The organism is Tardiphaga robiniae (assembly GCF_013359755.1).
Taxonomy (GTDB): domain Bacteria; phylum Pseudomonadota; class Alphaproteobacteria; order Rhizobiales; family Xanthobacteraceae; genus Tardiphaga; species Tardiphaga robiniae.
This window is the reverse complement of sequence record NZ_JABMCJ010000079.1, coordinates 41,072-58,212: the sequence shown is the minus strand read 5'-3', so window position 1 is coordinate 58,212 and position 17,141 is coordinate 41,072. Positions and strand designations below refer to the sequence as shown.

The 17,141-nt window shown below is 60.9% G+C and carries 19 protein-coding genes; 11 read left to right on the top strand and 8 right to left on the bottom strand.

Annotated features, from left to right (window positions below; all coding sequences use genetic code 11):
• Positions 1–41: 41 nt before the first annotated feature.
• The gene (metE, locus tag HP556_RS11060) at positions 42–2,429 is read left to right on the top strand and encodes a 5-methyltetrahydropteroyltriglutamate--homocysteine S-methyltransferase (RefSeq protein WP_175367037.1); all 2,388 of its coding nucleotides are present in this window, start codon (positions 42–44) and stop codon (positions 2,427–2,429) included.
• A 47-nt stretch (positions 2,430–2,476) separates the two neighbouring features.
• On the opposite strand, the gene HP556_RS11055 is transcribed toward metE, so the two are convergent.
• Positions 2,477–3,448, bottom strand: a complete 972-nt coding sequence (locus HP556_RS11055; protein WP_175367036.1) for an ATP-binding protein — start codon at positions 3,446–3,448, stop codon at positions 2,477–2,479.
• A gap of 194 nt (positions 3,449–3,642) precedes the next feature.
• Here HP556_RS11055 and yajC point away from each other — a divergent pair, with 194 nt between their 5' ends.
• Genes yajC through HP556_RS11030 form a run of 5 tightly spaced genes read left to right on the top strand, consistent with a single transcriptional unit; the run spans position 3,643 to position 7,917 of the window.
• Complete coding sequence (yajC, locus tag HP556_RS11050; RefSeq protein WP_093758697.1) at positions 3,643–4,014, top strand: preprotein translocase subunit YajC; 372 nt, start codon at positions 3,643–3,645, stop codon at positions 4,012–4,014.
• A 44-nt stretch (positions 4,015–4,058) separates the two neighbouring features.
• Positions 4,059–5,657 (top strand): protein translocase subunit SecD, encoded by a 1,599-nt coding sequence (secD, locus tag HP556_RS11045; protein WP_093758696.1) that lies wholly within the window; start codon positions 4,059–4,061, stop codon positions 5,655–5,657.
• Between the two features lie 31 nt (positions 5,658–5,688).
• Complete coding sequence (gene secF, locus HP556_RS11040; protein WP_170849718.1) at positions 5,689–6,690, top strand: protein translocase subunit SecF; 1,002 nt, start codon at positions 5,689–5,691, stop codon at positions 6,688–6,690.
• Between the two features lies 1 nt (position 6,691).
• Positions 6,692–7,075: an Mth938-like domain-containing protein gene (locus tag HP556_RS11035; protein ID WP_175367035.1), complete on the top strand. Its 384-nt coding sequence runs from the start codon at positions 6,692–6,694 to the stop codon at positions 7,073–7,075.
• Entirely contained in the window at positions 7,072–7,917 is an 846-nt protein-coding gene (locus HP556_RS11030; RefSeq protein ID WP_175367034.1) for a phytoene/squalene synthase family protein, read from the top strand. The genes HP556_RS11035 and HP556_RS11030 overlap by 4 nt, the downstream gene beginning before the upstream one ends.
• On the opposite strand, the gene HP556_RS11025 is transcribed toward HP556_RS11030, so the two are convergent.
• From HP556_RS11025 to HP556_RS11015, 3 genes are all read right to left on the bottom strand, one after another.
• A complete protein-coding gene (locus HP556_RS11025; RefSeq protein ID WP_175367033.1) occupies positions 7,909–9,012 on the bottom strand; it encodes a serine/threonine protein kinase in 1,104 nt (367 codons plus the stop codon). The genes HP556_RS11030 and HP556_RS11025 overlap by 9 nt on opposite strands.
• A gap of 30 nt (positions 9,013–9,042) precedes the next feature.
• The gene (gene trmFO, locus HP556_RS11020; RefSeq protein ID WP_089264467.1) at positions 9,043–10,476 is read right to left on the bottom strand and encodes a methylenetetrahydrofolate--tRNA-(uracil(54)-C(5))-methyltransferase (FADH(2)-oxidizing) TrmFO; all 1,434 of its coding nucleotides are present in this window, start codon (positions 10,474–10,476) and stop codon (positions 9,043–9,045) included.
• 200 nt (positions 10,477–10,676) lie between these two features.
• The gene (locus tag HP556_RS11015) at positions 10,677–10,829 is read right to left on the bottom strand and encodes a DUF1127 domain-containing protein (RefSeq protein WP_081421766.1); all 153 of its coding nucleotides are present in this window, start codon (positions 10,827–10,829) and stop codon (positions 10,677–10,679) included.
• A 775-nt stretch (positions 10,830–11,604) separates the two neighbouring features.
• On the opposite strand from HP556_RS11015, the gene HP556_RS11010 reads away from it, so the two are divergent.
• A complete protein-coding gene (locus tag HP556_RS11010; protein ID WP_320444061.1) occupies positions 11,605–11,835 on the top strand; it encodes a hypothetical protein in 231 nt (76 codons plus the stop codon).
• Between the two features lie 61 nt (positions 11,836–11,896).
• Here HP556_RS11010 and HP556_RS11005 read toward each other — a convergent pair whose 3' ends face one another.
• The gene (locus tag HP556_RS11005; RefSeq protein ID WP_175367032.1) at positions 11,897–12,709 is read right to left on the bottom strand and encodes a lytic murein transglycosylase; all 813 of its coding nucleotides are present in this window, start codon (positions 12,707–12,709) and stop codon (positions 11,897–11,899) included.
• Positions 12,710–13,242: 533 nt separating this feature from the next.
• On the opposite strand from HP556_RS11005, the gene HP556_RS11000 reads away from it, so the two are divergent.
• Together HP556_RS11000 and HP556_RS10995 are read left to right on the top strand one after the other, a co-directional pair.
• Positions 13,243–13,617 (top strand): DUF3597 domain-containing protein, encoded by a 375-nt coding sequence (locus HP556_RS11000; protein WP_175367031.1) that lies wholly within the window; start codon positions 13,243–13,245, stop codon positions 13,615–13,617.
• A 116-nt stretch (positions 13,618–13,733) separates the two neighbouring features.
• Positions 13,734–14,525 carry a fumarylacetoacetate hydrolase family protein gene (locus HP556_RS10995; protein WP_175367030.1) on the top strand — a complete coding sequence of 264 codons (792 nt, stop codon included), beginning with the start codon at positions 13,734–13,736 and terminating at the stop codon, positions 14,523–14,525.
• 159 nt (positions 14,526–14,684) lie between these two features.
• Here the strand turns inward: HP556_RS10995 and HP556_RS10990 are convergent, their stop codons facing one another.
• Positions 14,685–14,957 carry a GNAT family N-acetyltransferase gene (locus tag HP556_RS10990; RefSeq protein ID WP_175367029.1) on the bottom strand — a complete coding sequence of 91 codons (273 nt, stop codon included), beginning with the start codon at positions 14,955–14,957 and terminating at the stop codon, positions 14,685–14,687.
• Positions 14,954–15,238, bottom strand: coding sequence for a GNAT family N-acetyltransferase (locus HP556_RS10985; RefSeq protein ID WP_093758688.1), 285 nt, complete (start codon positions 15,236–15,238; stop codon positions 14,954–14,956). Before HP556_RS10985 ends, HP556_RS10990 begins: the two co-directional genes overlap by 4 nt.
• 284 nt (positions 15,239–15,522) lie before the next feature.
• Between HP556_RS10985 and HP556_RS10980 the strand changes: the two genes are divergently transcribed.
• Positions 15,523–15,927 (top strand): SPW repeat domain-containing protein, encoded by a 405-nt coding sequence (locus HP556_RS10980; RefSeq protein ID WP_175367028.1) that lies wholly within the window; start codon positions 15,523–15,525, stop codon positions 15,925–15,927.
• 67 nt (positions 15,928–15,994) lie between these two features.
• On the opposite strand, the gene HP556_RS10975 is transcribed toward HP556_RS10980, so the two are convergent.
• On the bottom strand, positions 15,995–16,630 hold the full coding sequence (locus tag HP556_RS10975) for an HAD-IA family hydrolase (RefSeq protein ID WP_175367027.1): 636 nt from the start codon (positions 16,628–16,630) through the stop codon (positions 15,995–15,997).
• Positions 16,631–16,856: 226 nt separating this feature from the next.
• On the opposite strand from HP556_RS10975, the gene HP556_RS10970 reads away from it, so the two are divergent.
• A complete protein-coding gene (locus tag HP556_RS10970) occupies positions 16,857–16,997 on the top strand; it encodes a hypothetical protein (RefSeq protein WP_175367026.1) in 141 nt (46 codons plus the stop codon).
• The last annotated feature ends 144 nt before the right edge of the window (positions 16,998–17,141 follow it).

Below are 17,141 nucleotides of genomic sequence, written 5' to 3'. Positions count from 1 at the left end.
TGTCACTTTGGCCTTTTGCCCCCAATCATTGGGGTTAAGCCATGTCTACTGTGTCAAAGTCTACTTCTTCCAAGTCTTCTGCCAAATCTACGTCCTCGCTTCCTGTTGCTACGTTGGGAACGCCACGGATCGGTCCGCGGCGTGAGCTCAAGATGGCGCTGGAAAGCTATTGGTCCGGTGCAATCGACGAGAATGCGCTGATCGATGTCGGCGTCGGGCTGCGTGCCGCAAACTGGGCACGTCAGAAGTCGCTCGGGATCACGGTCATGCCGTCGAACGACTTCTCATTCTACGATCAGGTACTCGATACCAGCGTCATGGTAGGCGCCATTCCGAAGGTCTATGGCTGGAACGGTGGAGACGTTTCCTTCGCGACCTACTTTGCCATGGCGCGTGGATCACAAGGTGATGCGCATGACGAGGCCTGCACGCACGGCTCTCATACGCATGATACGTCGCAAGGCGTACCAGCACAGGAGATGACCAAATGGTTTGATACCAACTACCATTTCATGGTGCCTGAACTGGCGCAGGATCAGACCTTCAGTCTCGCGTCGCGCAAGCCGATCAAGGAGTACGAGGAGGCGAGATCGCTGGGTTATCAGACACGACCTGTGCTGGTTGGGCCTGTGACCTATCTCAAATTGGCCAAGAGTATGGATGCGTCATTCGACCCGGTGACGCTGCTCGATCGATTGCTGCCGGTTTATGTCGAGGTACTCGGCGAACTCGCCGACAAAGGGGCCGAATGGGTGCAACTGGATGAGCCGTGTCTCGTGCTCGATCTCGATGCACTCGCCCGGCAAGCGCTGCAGCGGACCTACGCTGCCTTTGCAGAAGCGGTCCCGCAGCTCAGGATCATGCTAAACACTTACTTTGGCGAACTTGGCGATAACCTCGATCTGGCCCTGTCGCTTCCCGTCGCCGGACTTCATCTCGATCTGGTCCGTGGATCGGAGCAGTTCGACGAAGTAGCTGCGAAGGCACGGAAGGACCTGATCCTCTCGCTCGGCGTGATCGACGGACGCAATATCTGGCGGTCCGATCTGTCCAGTCTGCTCGATGGGTTGGAACCCATGGTCGATCTCCTGGGGAGGGATCGCGTTGAGCTCGCGCCGTCCTGTTCGCTGCCACATGTGCCGATTGATCTGGGCCTCGAGACTGATCTCGATCCGGACGTCAAAAGCTGGCTGGCATTTTCGATCCAGAAGATGGAAGAGCTGGCCGCACTTGGAGCAGCGCTGGCTGGCAGCCGCGCTGATGTCGCTGCAAAGCTCGCTGCGTCGGATGCGGCGGCAGCCGCGCGGGTCGCATCGTCGAAGATCCACGATCTTGCGGTCGCCAAACGCGTCGCCTCTGTTGACGCGACAATGCGTCGTCGTGGTAGCGACTTTGCCACGCGGGCTGCCGAACAGCATCGACGCTTCAAGCTGCCGGCATTCCCGACAACGACCATCGGCTCGTTTCCGCAGACCGCGGAAGTGAGAAACGCACGCGGGGCCCATGTCAGGGGTACACTCAGCGATGCTGCCTACAAGACGTTCCTGCAGAACCAGACGGCGAGGGCGGTGCGCTGGCAGGAGAATATCGGCCTCGACGTGCTGGTGCATGGCGAGTTCGAGCGCAACGACATGGTGCAGTATTTTGGTGAGCAACTTTCCGGCTTCGCCTTCACCAAACACGGCTGGGTGCAGTCCTACGGCTCCCGCTGCGTGCGGCCACCTGTGCTGTTCGGCGACGTGTCCCGACCGCATCCTATGACAGTCGAATGGTGGCAGTACTCGCAGTCGCTCACCGAGCGGCCGATGAAGGCGATGCTGACAGGGCCCGTCACGATTCTGAACTGGTCATTCGTGCGTGACGACATTCCCCGCGAAGTTGCGTGTCGCCAGATCGCGCTCGCAATACGCGATGAGGTGCTCGCTCTGGAAAAGGCTGGCGCCGGTATGATCCAGATCGACGAAGCGGCACTCCGCGAAGGGCTTCCGCTGCGCAAATCGGAATGGAAGTCCTATCTCGATTGGGCCGTGGAGAGCTTCCGCATCTGTTCGTCAGGCGTGCGGGATGACACGCAGATCCATACGCATATGTGCTACTCGGAGTTCAACGACATCATCGACGCTATCGGTGCCATGGATGCCGACGTGATCTCCATCGAAACGTCACGGTCGAAGATGGAACTGCTCGATGCATTCAGGACCTACAAGTACCCGAACGAGATAGGTCCGGGTGTTTACGACATCCACTCGCCGCGGGTGCCTGAAACGCGCGATATGGTCGATCTGCTCAAGCTTGCACGGCAGCGGCTGGCGGACTCCCAGCTCTGGATCAATCCCGATTGCGGGCTGAAGACCCGCAAATGGGAGGAGGTGCGGCCTGCGCTCGTGAATATGGTCGCGGCGGCACGTGAGTTGCGAAGCCTCGCCTAGGGCGAGTCGAATGCCGCCCCGTTGTCATGACGGGGCGGCATTTGCCTTTACTTTGTGGTCAGCTTCACGCCCAGGCGTCCTGCGAGCTCCTGCACGAACTGCCAGGCCACGCGACCTGATCGCGAGCCGCGGGTGGTCGACCATTCCAGCGCGTCGCGTTCCAGTTCGGCGGCGTCGGTCTTGATGCCGTAATGGCTGCAATAGCCGCGCACCATGTCGAGATATTCGTCCTGGCTGCATTTGTGGAAGCCGAGCCAGAGGCCGAAACGATCCGACAGGGACACCTTCTCCTCGACGGCTTCGCCGGGATTGATCGCGGTCGAGCGTTCGTTCTCGATCATCTCGCGCGCCAGAAGATGGCGGCGGTTCGAGGTCGCATAGAGGATCACGTTGTCCGGCCGGCCTTCGATGCCGCCTTCCAATACGGCTTTCAGCGATTTGTAGGACGCATCGTTGCCGTCGAAAGACAGATCATCGCAGAACACGATGAAATAGAAATCCGAGGCGCGGATCTGTTCCATCAGCGCCGGCAGGCTCTCGATGTCCTCGCGATGGATCTCGACCAGCTTGAGGCGGCCGGCGACGGACTTGCTGGCATTGACCGAGGCATGCGCGGCCTTGACCAGTGATGACTTGCCCATGCCGCGCGCGCCCCAAAGCAGCGCGTTGTTGGCCGGCAGGCCGTTGGCGAAACGCCGGGTGTTCTCGATCAGAGTGTCGACCTGCTGATTGATGCCCTGCAGCAGGCCAATATCGACCCGGCTGACCTTCGGTACGGGAGCCAGGCGGCCGTCGGGATGCCAGATGAAGGCCTCGGCGCTGGCCAGAGAATCGGCATTGGAGCGCTTCGGCGCCGTGGCAGCCATACCCGCGGCAATTGCTTCGAGGGCGAGCGCGATCCGCTCCTCCATCGGGGGAGCGGCGGCTGGTCGCGGACGTTTTGCCGCGGTCTTCGTCGTGCGGGCCGCGGGAGCCTTTTGGGCAGGGCGGCGGCTTGTTTTATTGGGCTTTTTTGACATTTTTGACTTTCCTCGGCGCGCACCCATATCGAGCCCGGAACACATCCGCAAGCGGTACAAATCGCAGACAAATCAGAGGGTTTACCGGCGTTGCAATTGGGACGCCGGCCGCTATAGTCCGCGCGAATTTACCCAAACCGGCCGAACGCCGACGCGTCGCCGGTTTATTCCCCAGCGTTTACGAGGACTTCCCGATGTTCATTACCCCTGCGTTTGCCCAGGCTGCAGCCGGCGGCGACACCAACAGCATGCTGATGTCGCTGCTGCCTTTCGCGCTGATCTTCGTGATCATGTATTTCCTGATCCTGCGTCCGCAGCAGAAGAAGGTGAAGGACCACGCCGAGATGGTGAAGAACATCCGTCGCGGCGACACCATCGTCACCTCGGGCGGTCTCGTCGGCAAGGTCACCAAGGTGGTCGACGACGAGCAGGTCGAGTTCGAACTCGCTGAAGGCGTTCGCGTACGTCAGCTCCGCACGATGATCTCAGGCGTGCGCACCAAGGGTGAGCCCGCCAAGGAGAAGGCGGACAAGGCTGATGCCAAGGACGACGCGGCCGCGAGCTGATGCGTTTGCGCGTCGCCATTTCAAGAATCTGACGGATCATCTCGATGTTGTATTTCACGCGGTGGAAGGCGCTGGCGGTCATTCTGACGGCGCTCGTGGTCTGCCTGTGCGCGGTTCCGAATTTCTTCCCCGAAGCTACCGTGAAAACCTGGCCGAAATGGGCGCAGCGCCATCTGGTGCTGGGCCTCGACTTGCAGGGCGGCTCGCACATCCTGCTCGAAGTCGATGCCAATTCGGTCAAGAAGGACAAGCTCGATCAGGTGCGCGACGACGTCCGCCGCACACTGCGTGACGCCAAGATCGTCTATACCGGCCTTGGCGTTCGCGGCGACAATGTCGAAGTCCGTATCACCAAGGACACCGAGTATCAGACCGCGCTCACCAAGCTGCGTGAACTGTCGCAGCCGCTCGGCGGCCTGATGGGGCAGAGCGGCCAGCGCAGCCTCGAAGTGTCGGATGCCGGCAACGGCCTGATCCGCCTTTCGGTGCCGCCGGCAGCGATCAATGACCGCATCCGCCAGTCGGTCGAACAGTCGATTCAGATCGTCGAGCGCCGCGTCAACGAACTCGGTACCGTCGAACCGCTGATCCAGCGTCAGGGCCTCGATCGCATCCTGGTGCAGGTGCCGGGCCTACAGGACCCGACTCGCCTCAAGGAATTGCTGGGCAAGACCGCGAAGCTCGACTTCCGCATGGTCGACACCTCGCTCCCGGCCGAGCAGGCACAAGGCAGGGTGCCGCCGGACTCCGAACTCTTGATGAGCTCGCAGTCTCCGAAGACGCCGTATCTCGTGAAGAAGGAAGTGCTGGTCTCGGGCGCTGACCTGACCGATGCGCAGCCGGGCTTCGATCAGCGCACCAACGAGCCGATCGTCTCGTTCCGCTTCAACACGTCCGGCGCCCGCAAGTTCGCCGATGCCACGGTGAAGAACGTCAATCTGCCCTTCGCCATTGTGCTCGATAACGAAGTGGTCTCCGCCCCGGTCATTCGCGAGCCGATCACCGGCGGCTCCGGCCAGATATCCGGCAGCTTCACGGTGCAGGGCGCCAATGATCTCGCGATCCTGCTGCGTGCCGGCGCGCTGCCTGCGCCGCTCAGCATCATCGAGGAGCGTACCGTTGGCCCCGGCCTCGGCGCCGACTCGATCGCCAAGGGCGAGCTTGCGGCCTATGTCGGCTCGATCCTCGTCATCGTCTTCATGCTGCTGACCTACCGCCTGTTCGGCCTGTTCGCCAACATCGCGGTGACCATCAACGTGCTGATGATCTTCGGCATCCTGTCGCTGCTCAACGCCACGCTGACGCTGCCCGGTATCGCCGGCATCGTGCTGACAGTCGGCATCGCCGTGGACTCCAACGTGCTGATCTATGAGCGCATCCGCGAGGAATTGCGCGCCGGCCGCACCGCCATTTCGGCGATCGATGCCGGCTTCAAGCGCGCGCTGGCGACCATTCTGGATTCCAACATCACGACCTTCATCGCCGCTGCGGTGCTGTTTTACATCGGCACCGGACCGGTCCGCGGCTTCGCCGTGACCTTTGGCATTGGCATCATCACAACGGTTTTCACGGCCTTCACCGTGACCCGTCTGATCGTCGCCGGCTGGGTCAGGTGGAAGCGGCCGACCAGCGTGCCGATTTGAGTTTACGGAGCAGATTTTGACAACGACACAAATGGTTCTGGCAGGTCTGGGCGCGCTGATCGTCATTCTGTCGATCGTGGCGATCTTCGATCTGTTGCCGTCGCTCCGCATCGTCCCCGACGATACGAAGTTCGATTTCACGCGCTTCCGCCGGATCTCGTTTCCGATCTCGGCGCTGCTGTCGATCCTCGCCATCGTGCTGTTCTTCACGCACGGACTGAATTTCGGCATCGACTTCAAGGGTGGCACGCTGCTCGAAGTCCAGGCCAAATCCGGTACGGCCGATATCAGCGCGATGCGCTCGACGCTCGCCGCCCTGCAACTCGGCGACGTGCAGCTGCAGCAGTTCGGCGGCGCGGCCGACGTGCTGATCCGTCTGGCCGAACAGCCGGGTGGCGATGCCGCGCAGCAGGCTGCCGTTCAGAAGGTTCGTGCAGCCCTCGGTGACAGCGTCGAATATCGCCGCGTCGAAGTGGTGGGTCCGCGCGTCTCCGGCGAATTGCTGGCTTATGGCATGCTCGGCCTGATTGTCGCGATCATGGGCATCCTGATCTATCTCTGGTTCCGCTTCGAATGGCAGTTCGCCTTGGGCGCCATGATCGCCAACGTCCACGATATCGTGCTGACCATCGGCTTTATGTCGATCACGCAGGTCGACTTCGATCTCACCAGTATTGCGGCGCTGCTGACCATTCTCGGTTATTCGCTGAATGACACCGTGGTCATCTACGATCGTATTCGCGAGATTCTGCGTCGCTATAAGAAGATGCCGATGCCGGAGCTGCTGAACGAGTCGATCAATTCGACGCTGTCGCGTTCGATCATCACCCACGTCACCGTGACGCTGGCGCTGCTGGCACTCTACGCGTTTGGCGGCCAGGCGATCCACTCCTTCACCGCCGTCATGATCTTCGGCGTCGTGCTGGTCGGTACCTACACCTCGATCTTCATCGCGGCGCCGCTGCTGATCTATCTCGGCGTCGGCGAACACCGCGAAGACGCCGACAAGCCAGCCGCGAAGCCGAAGCCCTGAGATGCCGGTCGATCCCGAAGCGCCGCACCTTCCGCGCTCGGCCGCCATCGAAGCCTACGGCAAGGGCGGCTTCCACTTCGACACTATGTCGCATCAGGGCTCGCTGCTGTGTCTGCCCGATGCGGTGTGGGCGTGGTCGGTCACCAGGGCCAGTGACATCGACCGCCATTCTCTGCGGCGCGTGTTCGAAGGCGCGGCAGGCATCGACACGCTGATCATCGGCACCGGCAATGAGGTCTGGATCGTCCCGAACGACCTGCGCAACGCCTTGCGCAATCTGCATGTAGTGATCGATGCGATGCAGACTGGTCCTGCGATCCGCACCTATAACGTGATGATGGGCGAGCGCCGCCGCGTTGCCGCTGCGCTGATCGCGGTGCCATGAGTGGTGCTGATCAGAGCTCCGCGGCTTTCTGCGCGGAGTTGGTGCGCAGCCACGACTTTGACCGCTACGCGGCGACCTTGTTCGTGCCTGCCGACAAGCGCCGTTCGCTGCTGGCGCTCTATGCGTTCAATACGGAAATTACCCGCGTCCGCGAGCTCGTGAAACAACCGTTGCCTGGCGAGATCCGGTTGCAATGGTGGACCGATATGCTGGCCGGCGCAGGTCATGGCGATGTCGAACAGAACCCCGTTGCTGCCGAATTACTTCTGGCGATCCGCGCGCACGATCTTTCCGTCGACAGGCTGTCCAAGCTGATCGATGTGCACATCTTCGATCTCTACAACGACCCGATGCCAGATCTCGCGCTGCTCGAGAGCCACTTTCGCGATACGCTCGGGACTTTGCTGTTCTCATCGGCCAAGATCCTTGGCGACGGGTCTGAGGCCAGCGCTCATGTCGCCGAGCATGCCGGGCTGGCCCAAGGCGTCGCGTGGATCATTACGCGTCTGCCCTATGACACGATGCGGCGGCAATTGTTCGTTCCCCAGGACATGCTCCTGCAGAACGGCAGCAGCGCCGATCAGATCTTTGCCGGCAAGATGACACCGGGCATCCGTACAACGCTGGATCGGCTGATATCAGGCGCGCAGGAGCAGCTCGCGACAGCGCAGGGAATGCTCGCCGATGTGTCGCCGGCTGCGCGTAGGGCGTTCCTGCCTGTGGCGCTGGTGAAGCACGATCTGGCGCAGATGGTGCGACCGGATCACGATCCGTTTGAGCTCCATGTCAGATCGCGGCTGCGGACCCTGTGGACACTCTGGCGCGCCTCGCGCTCAGTGTGACGTCAGCTTCTGGTCGGTCGTCTCGAAGTTGAAGCGATCCCGCAGGTTCTTCCGCGACTCCAGAATGCCCTTCAGGAACGCGCGGTCGGCGTCGCTGGTCATCAGCGGCTCCAGCAGATCGACCTGGTTCATCGCGACGAGCTGCAGCACCTCGGTGCGAATGCGGCCTGAGGCGTCGCGGGGCAGGGCTGCGACGACCTGCAGATGCTCAGGCGGCTTTGCAGCCTTTGCGGCAGCCAGTTCACCCTGCAGCTTCGTTTCCAGCGCGACGTCATCGGCCTCCACGAAAGCATAGAGTCCGACGCCAGTGCGCCGGTCGGCAAAGGCGACGATCGATGCGTCGCGCACCGCCGGGTTCTGCTTGATGATCTCGAGCAGAGGGGGCGCGTCGTTGACCAGACGCTTGCCGCCGCCCTCGCGGTCGGTGAAGTTGAAGATGCCGCGGGTGATGGCGCGATAGACCTTCTTGCCGGTCATCAGCCAGATCCGTGCCGGCAGCGACTTCTTCGCCAGAATCGCCTTTTCCTTCGGCGTCAGCAGCTCCGGCGCGTAAGTCCGCTTGTGCTTCAGGAGATGACGTAGGTCTTCATAGGCCGCGATGCGAAATAACTGGCTGCGAGACTTGAAACAGACCGCGAGCTGGAAGTCGGTGACGTAGGCGAGGCCATCGCTGCCGCGCAGCCAGTTCTGCTCCTTGGCGAGATCGTTGTGGCACACGCCCATGCGATGCAGCTTGCGCAGCGCGAGCTTCGCGGATTTGAAATAGCGCGCATCGTGATGCGGCTTGGCGAGATGCAGCGCGACGCCGTCGATGAAGCCGCGCACCAGCGCGCGGTCGCCGGCCCAGAGTAATTCCGGTCCAACGCGCAGATCGCGCGCCAGCGTCAGTGCGCGGCGTTCCCGCGTGAACAGATGCAGCGCCAGCAGATATGACCACCACGGCACTTGATCGAGCCGGCGCAGCACCGCATCGACTTCGCCCGATGGCGTGCGATAGCGGCCGCGCTCGACGGTCGAGAACACGTCGCGTTTCAGCAACACGCCTTCGGTCCAGGTCTTGGACAGCGCAGCGGCGTCCTGTGGCGGCAAACTCATCGAACAATCCTGAAATTCAAAGCGCCGGCGTCATGCCGCGGCCGCAACGGGCAGGCTGGCGGCAATCCAGTCATCCATGTCGGCCAGCGCCCGCACGCTCATCGCCTGCTTTTTGGCAACGGTCTTCTCGTTGCCGCGCAGCCGCGAGCCGTCGGGCTTCTTGGTAGGCGCCTGAGCCAGCGGCGGGAACAGGCCGAAATTGATGTTCATCGGCTGGAAAGAGCGCGGGCCTGCGTCGACGGTTTCGATATGGCCGCCGGTGATGTGGCCGAGCAACGAGCCCAGCGCTGTCGTCACGGGCGGGGGCGCCAGCGACTGGCGCTTGGCATCGGCCGCCGCGTAGAGGCCGGCAATCAGGCCGACGCTGGCGGACTCCACATAGCCTTCGCAGCCGGTCATCTGGCCGGCGAAACGCAGCCGCGGCTGTGCCTTAAGGCGAAGTTGTTCGTCGAGCAGCTTCGGCGAGTTCAGGAAGGTGTTGCGATGCAGGCCGCCGAGCCGTGCGAATTCGGCATTCTGCAGGCCGGGGATCATCCGCAATGCCTGCTGCTGCGGGCCGTATTTCAGCTTCGTCTGGAAACCGACAATGTTGTAGAGCGTGCCGAGCTTGTTGTCCTGGCGCAGCTGCACGATGGCGTAGGGCTTCACGAGGGGATCGCGCGGGTTGGTAAGGCCGACTGGCTTCATCGGGCCGTGACGCAGCGTCTCGCGGCCGCGCTCGGCCATCACTTCGATGGGCAGGCAGCCGTCGAAATAGGGCGTGTTGGTTTCCCATTCCTTGAAGTCGGTCTTTTCGCCCGCCAGCAGCGCATCGATGAAGGCATCGTATTGCTCATGGGTCATCGGGCAGTTGATGTAGTCGGCGCCGGTGCCGCCGGGCCCGACCTTGTCGTAGCGCGACTGGAACCAGGCGATCTCCATGTCGATGGAGTCTTTGTGCACAATCGGTGCGATGGCATCGAAGAAGGCCAGCGCGTTCTCGTCGGTCAGCCCACGAATGCCGTCCGCGAGCGCTGCTGAGGTCAATGGCCCTGTCGCGACGATGACATTGCGCCAGTCGGAAGGCGGCAGGCCGGCGACTTCGGCGCGGTCGATGGTGATGAGCGGGTGGTCGTTGAGTGCCTTGGTCACGGCATCGGAGAAGCCGTCGCGATCCACTGCCAGTGCACCACCGGCGGGCACCTGGTTGGCATCGGCGCAGCGCATGATCAGCGAGCCCAGCTTGCGCATTTCGGCGTGCAGCAGGCCGACAGCGTTGTTGAGCGCGTCGTCAGAACGGAAGGAATTGGAGCAGACCAGTTCGGCGAGGCCATCGGTGCGATGGGCATCGGTCATCTGGTGCGGCCGCATCTCGTGCAAGATCACGGGGATGCCGGCATTGGCGACCTGCCAGGCGGCTTCCGAGCCGGCAAGGCCCGCGCCGATCACATGGACGCAGTCGTCTGGGTTTGGGGCTGTTGTCATGGCCCCGCATGTAGCGCGTTTCGGCGCGAAGTGGAATTCGCTTCGCGGAAATTCGGCCGGTTAGCCAAAGCTTTGAAGCCGCTTTGGTTCGAAGGTGTCTGGCTCCGAAGACGGTGTCTTTAGGGAACCACGATTGCGCCCGCGCGAGGCGGGCGCAATCCGTGAAACGTCAGGCAGGACAGATAGAACGTCCTGACGGATCAACCGTTATAGGCGCCAGAAGCAACACGCGGAATGTCCGAACGGTCGAGACCGATGTCGGAAAGCTCGCGATCGCTGAGCTGGGAGAGTTCGGCAACGTTGCGCTGATAGTCGCGGAACGCCTGGATCATGCGGATGAATGAAAGCAGCATTTGAGTTCTCCTTCGTTAAGCGATTCATCTCTTGCGAGGTGCTTCGCTGTTGAAGTGAATATAGGTGACAATATCGCAGTGCAGCAGTCGAGATGTTGCGATGCAGCTAGTCAAGGACTGCATAGCTCGCGCAAGGAATGATTAACCTCTTGGCGCTGGGAGGTGATTTTGCGGGCACAGTGCGTATTGAGGCACCTTTAGAGATGATTCTAGCTGTTAATTAGTCAGTTAAATCATGCGTTTGGAGGTGTTCCAAAGCTCAGCCGGATGCCGCCGGCTGAACCGGCGCGATAAAGCCTTTCTGACCTCAATCAGCCAGCCCACTCGGCGGTTCCTCGTAAGTTCCTGTCTGGCGTCGCTATGCGTGATTCGCATACGAGTATTAGGAGTGAACAATAAATCATCCTTACGTGAGGCTTGCGGGGCGACTTTTCTCTAAACTGCATGCGTGAAGGCAAATACATATGCAACTCGAGGTCCTGCGCGAAACGCGGTTGCTGTTGGCCTCCGGAAGCACATCAAACGGCCGATGCTGCGACGTCAGTGAAATCGCGCGAATTACATTTGTGTAAGTTTGTTGCTCTCGATTTCTGAAGCGCCAAAAAGCTGAGTGTTCTTGGTGGCGATCACAACCGGCTCACATTCAATTCACTGCGGCTGTTATTTCCTGGATCGCAGCGGGACGTATCAATTCCTTCTACAGAATCCGGCAATGGCGTCGGTTCTGTTGCGAAGGACAAACAAGATGATCACAAGATTACTGGGAGCGGCCGCCATGGCTGCTGTTGTGTTCGCTACGGTGCCGGCTTCGGCTGCACGTATGGAAGGCTGCAGCGGCAGCAACCTGCTGAAAACCGAAACCGCCGTCGAAGCGATGCCGGACGGCGATGCGAAGTGGGTTGCGTTCAAGGAAATGACGGATGCGCAGACCGCGTTGCTCGACAACAAGATGGGCGTGTGTGCGGTCCATCTGACCAGGGCCATGCATGTTGGCATGACGAAGTAAGAGATCACGGGAGGGGCCGCTTGCTGAGGAGCGGACGGCCCTTCCATCATCCCATGCGAGTCTATGGTTCTTTGGCGAGCTGACTGGCGAAAGTGGCAATGGTCTTCGAATAGACCTCGCTCTTGTTCCACTGCTGAATGACCGCGAAGTTCGCAGTCCCCGGCGCAAAATCCTGATCGCGCTTCCAGCCATAGCTGGCGAGATAGTTTGCCGTTGAGGCCAGTACGTCGGGCGCGCTGCGCAGCAGGTCGCGATGGCCATTGCCGTCGAAGTCGACAGCGAATTTCAGGTAGGACGACGGCATGAATTGCGTCTGGCCGATTTCGCCGGCCCAAGCGCCATGCATCTCGGCAGGCGCGAGGTCGCCGCGGTCGACAATGCGCAGGGCATCGAGTAATTCACCGCGAAACATCTCGGCGCGTCGACAATCATATGCGAGCGAAGCGATGGCGCGGATGGTAGGGAATTTGCCGACGTTCACGCCATAGTCGGTCTCCAATCCCCAGATCGCCACCAGCACCGGACCGGGCACGCCATATTGCTGTTCGATGCGTCCGAGCACCGAGCCGTAACGCTTCAGCATGTCGCTGCCGCGACGCAGCCTTGGTGGCACCATGCGTCCGGAAAATTCCTCGAAGCTTTGCTTGAAGACCTGCTGGCCGCGGTCGCGCGACAATACGCTGTTGTCGAGGGTGACGCCGGTCAGTGCCGCATCGACGGTCTTCTGCGAAATGCCCTTACCGACGGCTTCCGTCTTGAAGGCGGCGAGCCAGCCATCGAAACTGCCGGTGCCGCAGGAGGGCGCAGCAACGGCCGGCGCTAGTGGTGAGATCAGGACTGTACCAAGCAGGAACGTACAAAGCAGGGCGCGCATGGTCTCAAGGCTCTCATTCGATGATGAAATCGTGTGTCGCGAACGATAGTGCGCGATGAGCCTTCCGGTGAACCACGGCCAAAACAAGGCTTGCGCAGTGATATCAGAACGGCATGACGGCCTCTCGCGCAATTCTGCGAGAGGCCGTCATTGGGCGAGATCAGACTATCGGGTCCACATTACTCGTCGCTGCGCCATTGACGATGATGAGCTGCCAGCCTTGCGGCGTGGTCAGCACCTAGCGCCGTGGCTCACGCTTCGGTGAAAATGTCGTCGGACATTCACAGCGCTGCAATGCAGCGGCCGGGCTTTTGCCTCAATTCAGGCGGACCTTGCTACCGATGTCAAACGATCTGCCGATGACTTTGCCAACTGGCTTGGGCAGTTGCTTTGGAACGACTCTTCCCCGCAGTCTATCGCGTCGCATTGGCAAGCGAGTGGTGGGCGGATACAAGTACGAACCGGCTGGTGCTGCCGGAACCAAACACGGCACGAATTCTTCAATCTGTCACGAAAGCTATTGGGAGCGACATATGAGCATTTTCGGAAAGATCATGGGCGCGATTTTCGGCACCAGCGCCAGTGCAGCATCCCCTGATGCCGCGCCGGCCGCCGGCGGTTCGACTCCCGCAGGCGCCGCGCCGATGGACAGTGTTGACGTTGCTGCGATCCTCGACAAGGCGGTGGCGGCCAAGGGCGAGAAGCTGGAATGGAAGACCTCGATCGTCGACCTGATGAAGGCGCTCGACATCGACTCCAGCCTGTCGGCCCGCAAGGATCTCGCCAAGGAGCTCGGTTACACCGGCGACACCAGCGATTCCGCCAGCATGAACATCTGGCTGCACAAGCAGATGATGACCAAGCTCGCTGCCAATGGCGGCAAGCTGCCGGCCGACATCAAGCACTAAACTTTCCGTTTGGGACGGAGTGGAAGGCCCGCGCTCGCGCGGGCCTTTTTGCTGTGGTATACCAGCGCGCATAAATACAAGATCAGAAAACAACAAAACATACGAGGAGAAACGCCATGGACCCCATCAACCGCAGAACGATTCTGACCACCGGCGCCGTTGCCCTGGCTGGCAGCGCATTGGCGGGCGAGGCCGCGCAGGCGCAGGCCGGTCCCAAGGGCATATTCTCGGTCGCGACCGTGACGATCCCCATCGTCGGCGAGACCGACGTGTTTCCGGTGCGCCGCATCTATTGCATCGGCCGCAATTACGCGGCGCATTCCCGCGAGATGGGATCGGACCCGACGCGCGAGCCGCCGTTCTTCTTCCAGAAGCCGACCGACGCGATCCAGAACGTCAAGATCGGCGAGGTCGCCGATCACCCGTATCCGTCGCTCACCAAGAACTATCATTACGAGGTCGAACTCGTCGCCGCGCTGAAATCCGGCGGCACCAATATCCCCGTCGATAAGGCGCTCGACCATGTCTACGGCTATGCTGTTGGACTCGACATGACACGCCGCGACCTGCAGCGCGCCATGGGCGACGAGAAGAAGCCATGGGAGATCGGCAAGAGTTTTGACCACGCCGCAGTCATCGGCCCGATCCATCCGGTCGCCAAGACCGGCCACATGACCAAAGGTCCGATCTCGCTTGCGGTCAATGGCGCCGTGAAGCAGACATCCGACCTCGACAAGATGATCTGGAGCGTCGCCGAGCAGATATCGAAACTCTCGGACGCCTTCGAGCTGAAGGCTGGCGACATCATCTATTCCGGCACACCGGAGAATGTCGGCCCGGTCGTGAAAGGCGACGTGCTGCTTTGCAAGATCCAGGGCTTGCCGGACATGTCGATCAAGGTCGTTTGAGGTTTTGCCACACACTTGTCATTCCGGGATGCGCGCAAGTCGGCAGAGCCGACTAAAGCGCAGACCCGGAATCCCGATGCAATGAGAACTCAAAACATTTCCAGATTCCGGGTTCGCGATCGCCAAGTCGCGCTCGCGCCCCGGAATGACTATGTGTGGCTAGCCGACCAGGTCCGCATAGTCCGCATGCTGGCGCAGATAACCCACCACGAACGAACAACCCGCCACGACCTTCAGCCCATCCGCACGGATCAACGCCAGCGCGCCCTTGACCAGTTCTGACGCGATGCCGCGGCCGCGCAGGGCAGGCGGCGTTTCGGTATGCGTGATGATGACGCGATCGCCTGCACGGCGATAATTCGCAAAGGCGACGGAGTCGCCGACATCCAGCTCGAAGCGATTGAGCGCCTTGTTGTCGCGAACGCCGGTCATGCCGCGTCTTTCAGCAAATCCTGATAGTCCGCATGCTTCGCGATATATGCCGCGATGAAGGGGCACTGCGCCACGACCTTCAATCCCTGTGCGCGGACGGCATCGAGCGCGCCGCGGGCAAGCTGTGAGCCGATACCTCTGCCGCCCAATTCCTGCGGCACGACGGTGTGGACGAAGGTGATGGTATCGGACGTCCGGGTATATTCGGTGAAAGCAATATGGCCGTCGACCGCAAGTTCGAAACGGTGAAGCGAAGTATTGTTATAGACCGCGTTGCTCATTCTCATTCCATTCACAGGTGTCCGGGAGAAGGTAGCAGTCATTTCTAAACGGGTGCAATGCAGCCGCCGCATGCTTCATCTGATAGGGGAAATCCATGTCGTCGCGCAGGGCTCTTTGCCGTTCTGCGCGCTGTGAAAAATGGCTTTGGCGTGGCCTTGCAAAGGCAAAGCGGGTTCCTACGTCAATTGTAGACATACGCCCCGAAGCGGCCGGATCGGTTGTTTGACAGTTGGAGTGTCATGCCAACGGCCGCTGACGTATGCCTCTTTTGGAGGAGGTCACGATGTCAGACACTCGGTTTCTCGGTACGCATCGCACGTGGGAAGACTGGTTTGGCATGGCGCTTGGCGTTCTGATTGCGCTCTCGCCCTGGTTTCCTACGCAGAACGGTCATCAATATACCGGGGGGACCCCCAGCGCCATAATCATTAACACGGTGGCGGTTGGCGTCCTGGTATTTGGCCTTGCACAGCTTGAGTATGTCGCGCTGCAACGCTGGGAGGAGGTGGCCGCGATCATTCTCGGTCTGTGGCTGATCGCCTCGCCACTTTTCTTTGGTTATTCCGGCGACGGCATGCTCAGATTCATCCATACCTGCCTCGGCGGTCTCGTGGTGCTGCTGGCAGCACTGCAGTTGTGGCAGGACTGGGATTTGAGTGATGGGGAAATGGCCCAGCACGGGCAGTGACAACAAGCGATCAGGCCCGCCGGTCCTGTCGTGAGGCCGGCGGGTTTCGTCTGTCTTTGGCCGGCCGTTAGCGTCCTGGCACAGCCAGCGTCGCGATGACTTCGTCGATCCGGGAAAACACATAATTCGGCGTGCGCGCTTTCAGGGCCGCTCCGCTGGTATAGCCCCACGTCACCGCGCCGAAATCGATCCCGGCCTCGCGCGCAGCGTCGATATCGCGGATCTCGTCACCGATGCTGATCGTGTCATCGACAGAGATTCCGGTGAGGTCGAGGATGCGCTGGAATTTCGCCGTCTTGCCGAACAGGCCGGCGCCGCAGGCGAAATAGGCGACGTGCTGATCGAGATCGCCGAGCACGTGTCGGACATTGTCCTCGCTGTCGGAGCTGACGATCGCAATCGTCATGCCACGCGCCTTCAATTCACAGAACATGCGGTCGACGCCTGGGAACAGCGAAATGCGGTCGATCTGCTGCGCCTTGCGCTTGCGCATGTCGCGCGCAATCAACGGGATCCGCCATTTGGCGACACCGAGCAGCCGGATCAGCTCACCGGCGCCGACGCTCCGCAACTCGTCGATGCGGTCGCGTTCGACACGCTGAAACTTGTGCTTGTCGGCGACGGAATTGATGACGCTGAGAAACCACGAAAAGCTGTCGGACAGCGTGCCGTCGAAATCGAAGATGGCGAGCTTATAGGGCATGGCTGGCGGGCGGGGAGGTGGCCGGGGTCTCGGTCTCGGCTGGATGTTTGGCTGTGGCGGTCACGGGCTGGTTCTCGTCTGAGTCGTGGCCGATATGCGACCCGTCGCAAGGATGATCCCATCAGACCCGGTTTTCAACCCGCATCCGCGCGGCGAAACGATGCACGAGCCGCACGCAAGCGTGCTAAGTCCGTCATTGCCGTTTCATCACCCGCAGGAGGCCCTCATGGCAGACGATAGACCGAACCAGAAAGGCCCCAACACCAAGAAGAGGCAGAAGTGCAAGAATTGCGAAGGCAAGGGCCTGCTGAAGAAGGGCGAGAAGGTGGTGAAGTGCCAGCGTTGTCACGGGACGGGGTTGAGGTGAGGAGCAGCGCTACCTCTATTGCAATGATACATTAGGGTCCTGGAAATGACTGATCTGCGGTGAATGCCAATCGATCCTCATTTCTTGTGCGTTCATGTTTGTATTCGCGAAGCGCCTGTCACGCGTAGCCACATCTTGTGAAAG

Bases quoted from the DNA above. Each gene is read 5' to 3' on its own strand.
- HP556_RS11025 (WP_175367033.1), bottom strand. From the start codon at position 9,012: ATGAGTTTGCCGCCACAGGACGCCGCTGCGCTGTCCAAGACCTGGACC.
- HP556_RS10975 (WP_175367027.1), bottom strand. From the start codon at position 16,630: ATGCCCTATAAGCTCGCCATCTTCGATTTCGACGGCACGCTGTCCGAC.
- HP556_RS10995 (WP_175367030.1), top strand. From the start codon at position 13,734: ATGGACCCCATCAACCGCAGAACGATTCTGACCACCGGCGCCGTTGCC.
- HP556_RS11030 (WP_175367034.1), top strand. From the start codon at position 7,072: ATGAGTGGTGCTGATCAGAGCTCCGCGGCTTTCTGCGCGGAGTTGGTG.
- HP556_RS11005 (WP_175367032.1), bottom strand. From the start codon at position 12,709: ATGCGCGCCCTGCTTTGTACGTTCCTGCTTGGTACAGTCCTGATCTCA.
- HP556_RS11010 (WP_320444061.1), top strand. From the start codon at position 11,605: ATGGCTGCTGTTGTGTTCGCTACGGTGCCGGCTTCGGCTGCACGTATG.
- HP556_RS11015 (WP_081421766.1), bottom strand. From the start codon at position 10,829: ATGCTGCTTTCATTCATCCGCATGATCCAGGCGTTCCGCGACTATCAG.
- HP556_RS10985 (WP_093758688.1), bottom strand. From the start codon at position 15,238: ATGAGCAACGCGGTCTATAACAATACTTCGCTTCACCGTTTCGAACTT.
- HP556_RS11000 (WP_175367031.1), top strand. From the start codon at position 13,243: ATGAGCATTTTCGGAAAGATCATGGGCGCGATTTTCGGCACCAGCGCC.
- yajC (WP_093758697.1), top strand. From the start codon at position 3,643: ATGTTCATTACCCCTGCGTTTGCCCAGGCTGCAGCCGGCGGCGACACC.
- HP556_RS10990 (WP_175367029.1), bottom strand. From the start codon at position 14,957: ATGACCGGCGTTCGCGACAACAAGGCGCTCAATCGCTTCGAGCTGGAT.
- metE (WP_175367037.1), top strand. From the start codon at position 42: ATGTCTACTGTGTCAAAGTCTACTTCTTCCAAGTCTTCTGCCAAATCT.
- HP556_RS10970 (WP_175367026.1), top strand. From the start codon at position 16,857: ATGGCAGACGATAGACCGAACCAGAAAGGCCCCAACACCAAGAAGAGG.
- secD (WP_093758696.1), top strand. From the start codon at position 4,059: ATGTTGTATTTCACGCGGTGGAAGGCGCTGGCGGTCATTCTGACGGCG.
- HP556_RS11035 (WP_175367035.1), top strand. From the start codon at position 6,692: ATGCCGGTCGATCCCGAAGCGCCGCACCTTCCGCGCTCGGCCGCCATC.
- trmFO (WP_089264467.1), bottom strand. From the start codon at position 10,476: ATGACAACAGCCCCAAACCCAGACGACTGCGTCCATGTGATCGGCGCG.
- HP556_RS10980 (WP_175367028.1), top strand. From the start codon at position 15,523: ATGTCAGACACTCGGTTTCTCGGTACGCATCGCACGTGGGAAGACTGG.
- HP556_RS11055 (WP_175367036.1), bottom strand. From the start codon at position 3,448: ATGTCAAAAAAGCCCAATAAAACAAGCCGCCGCCCTGCCCAAAAGGCT.
- secF (WP_170849718.1), top strand. From the start codon at position 5,689: ATGGTTCTGGCAGGTCTGGGCGCGCTGATCGTCATTCTGTCGATCGTG.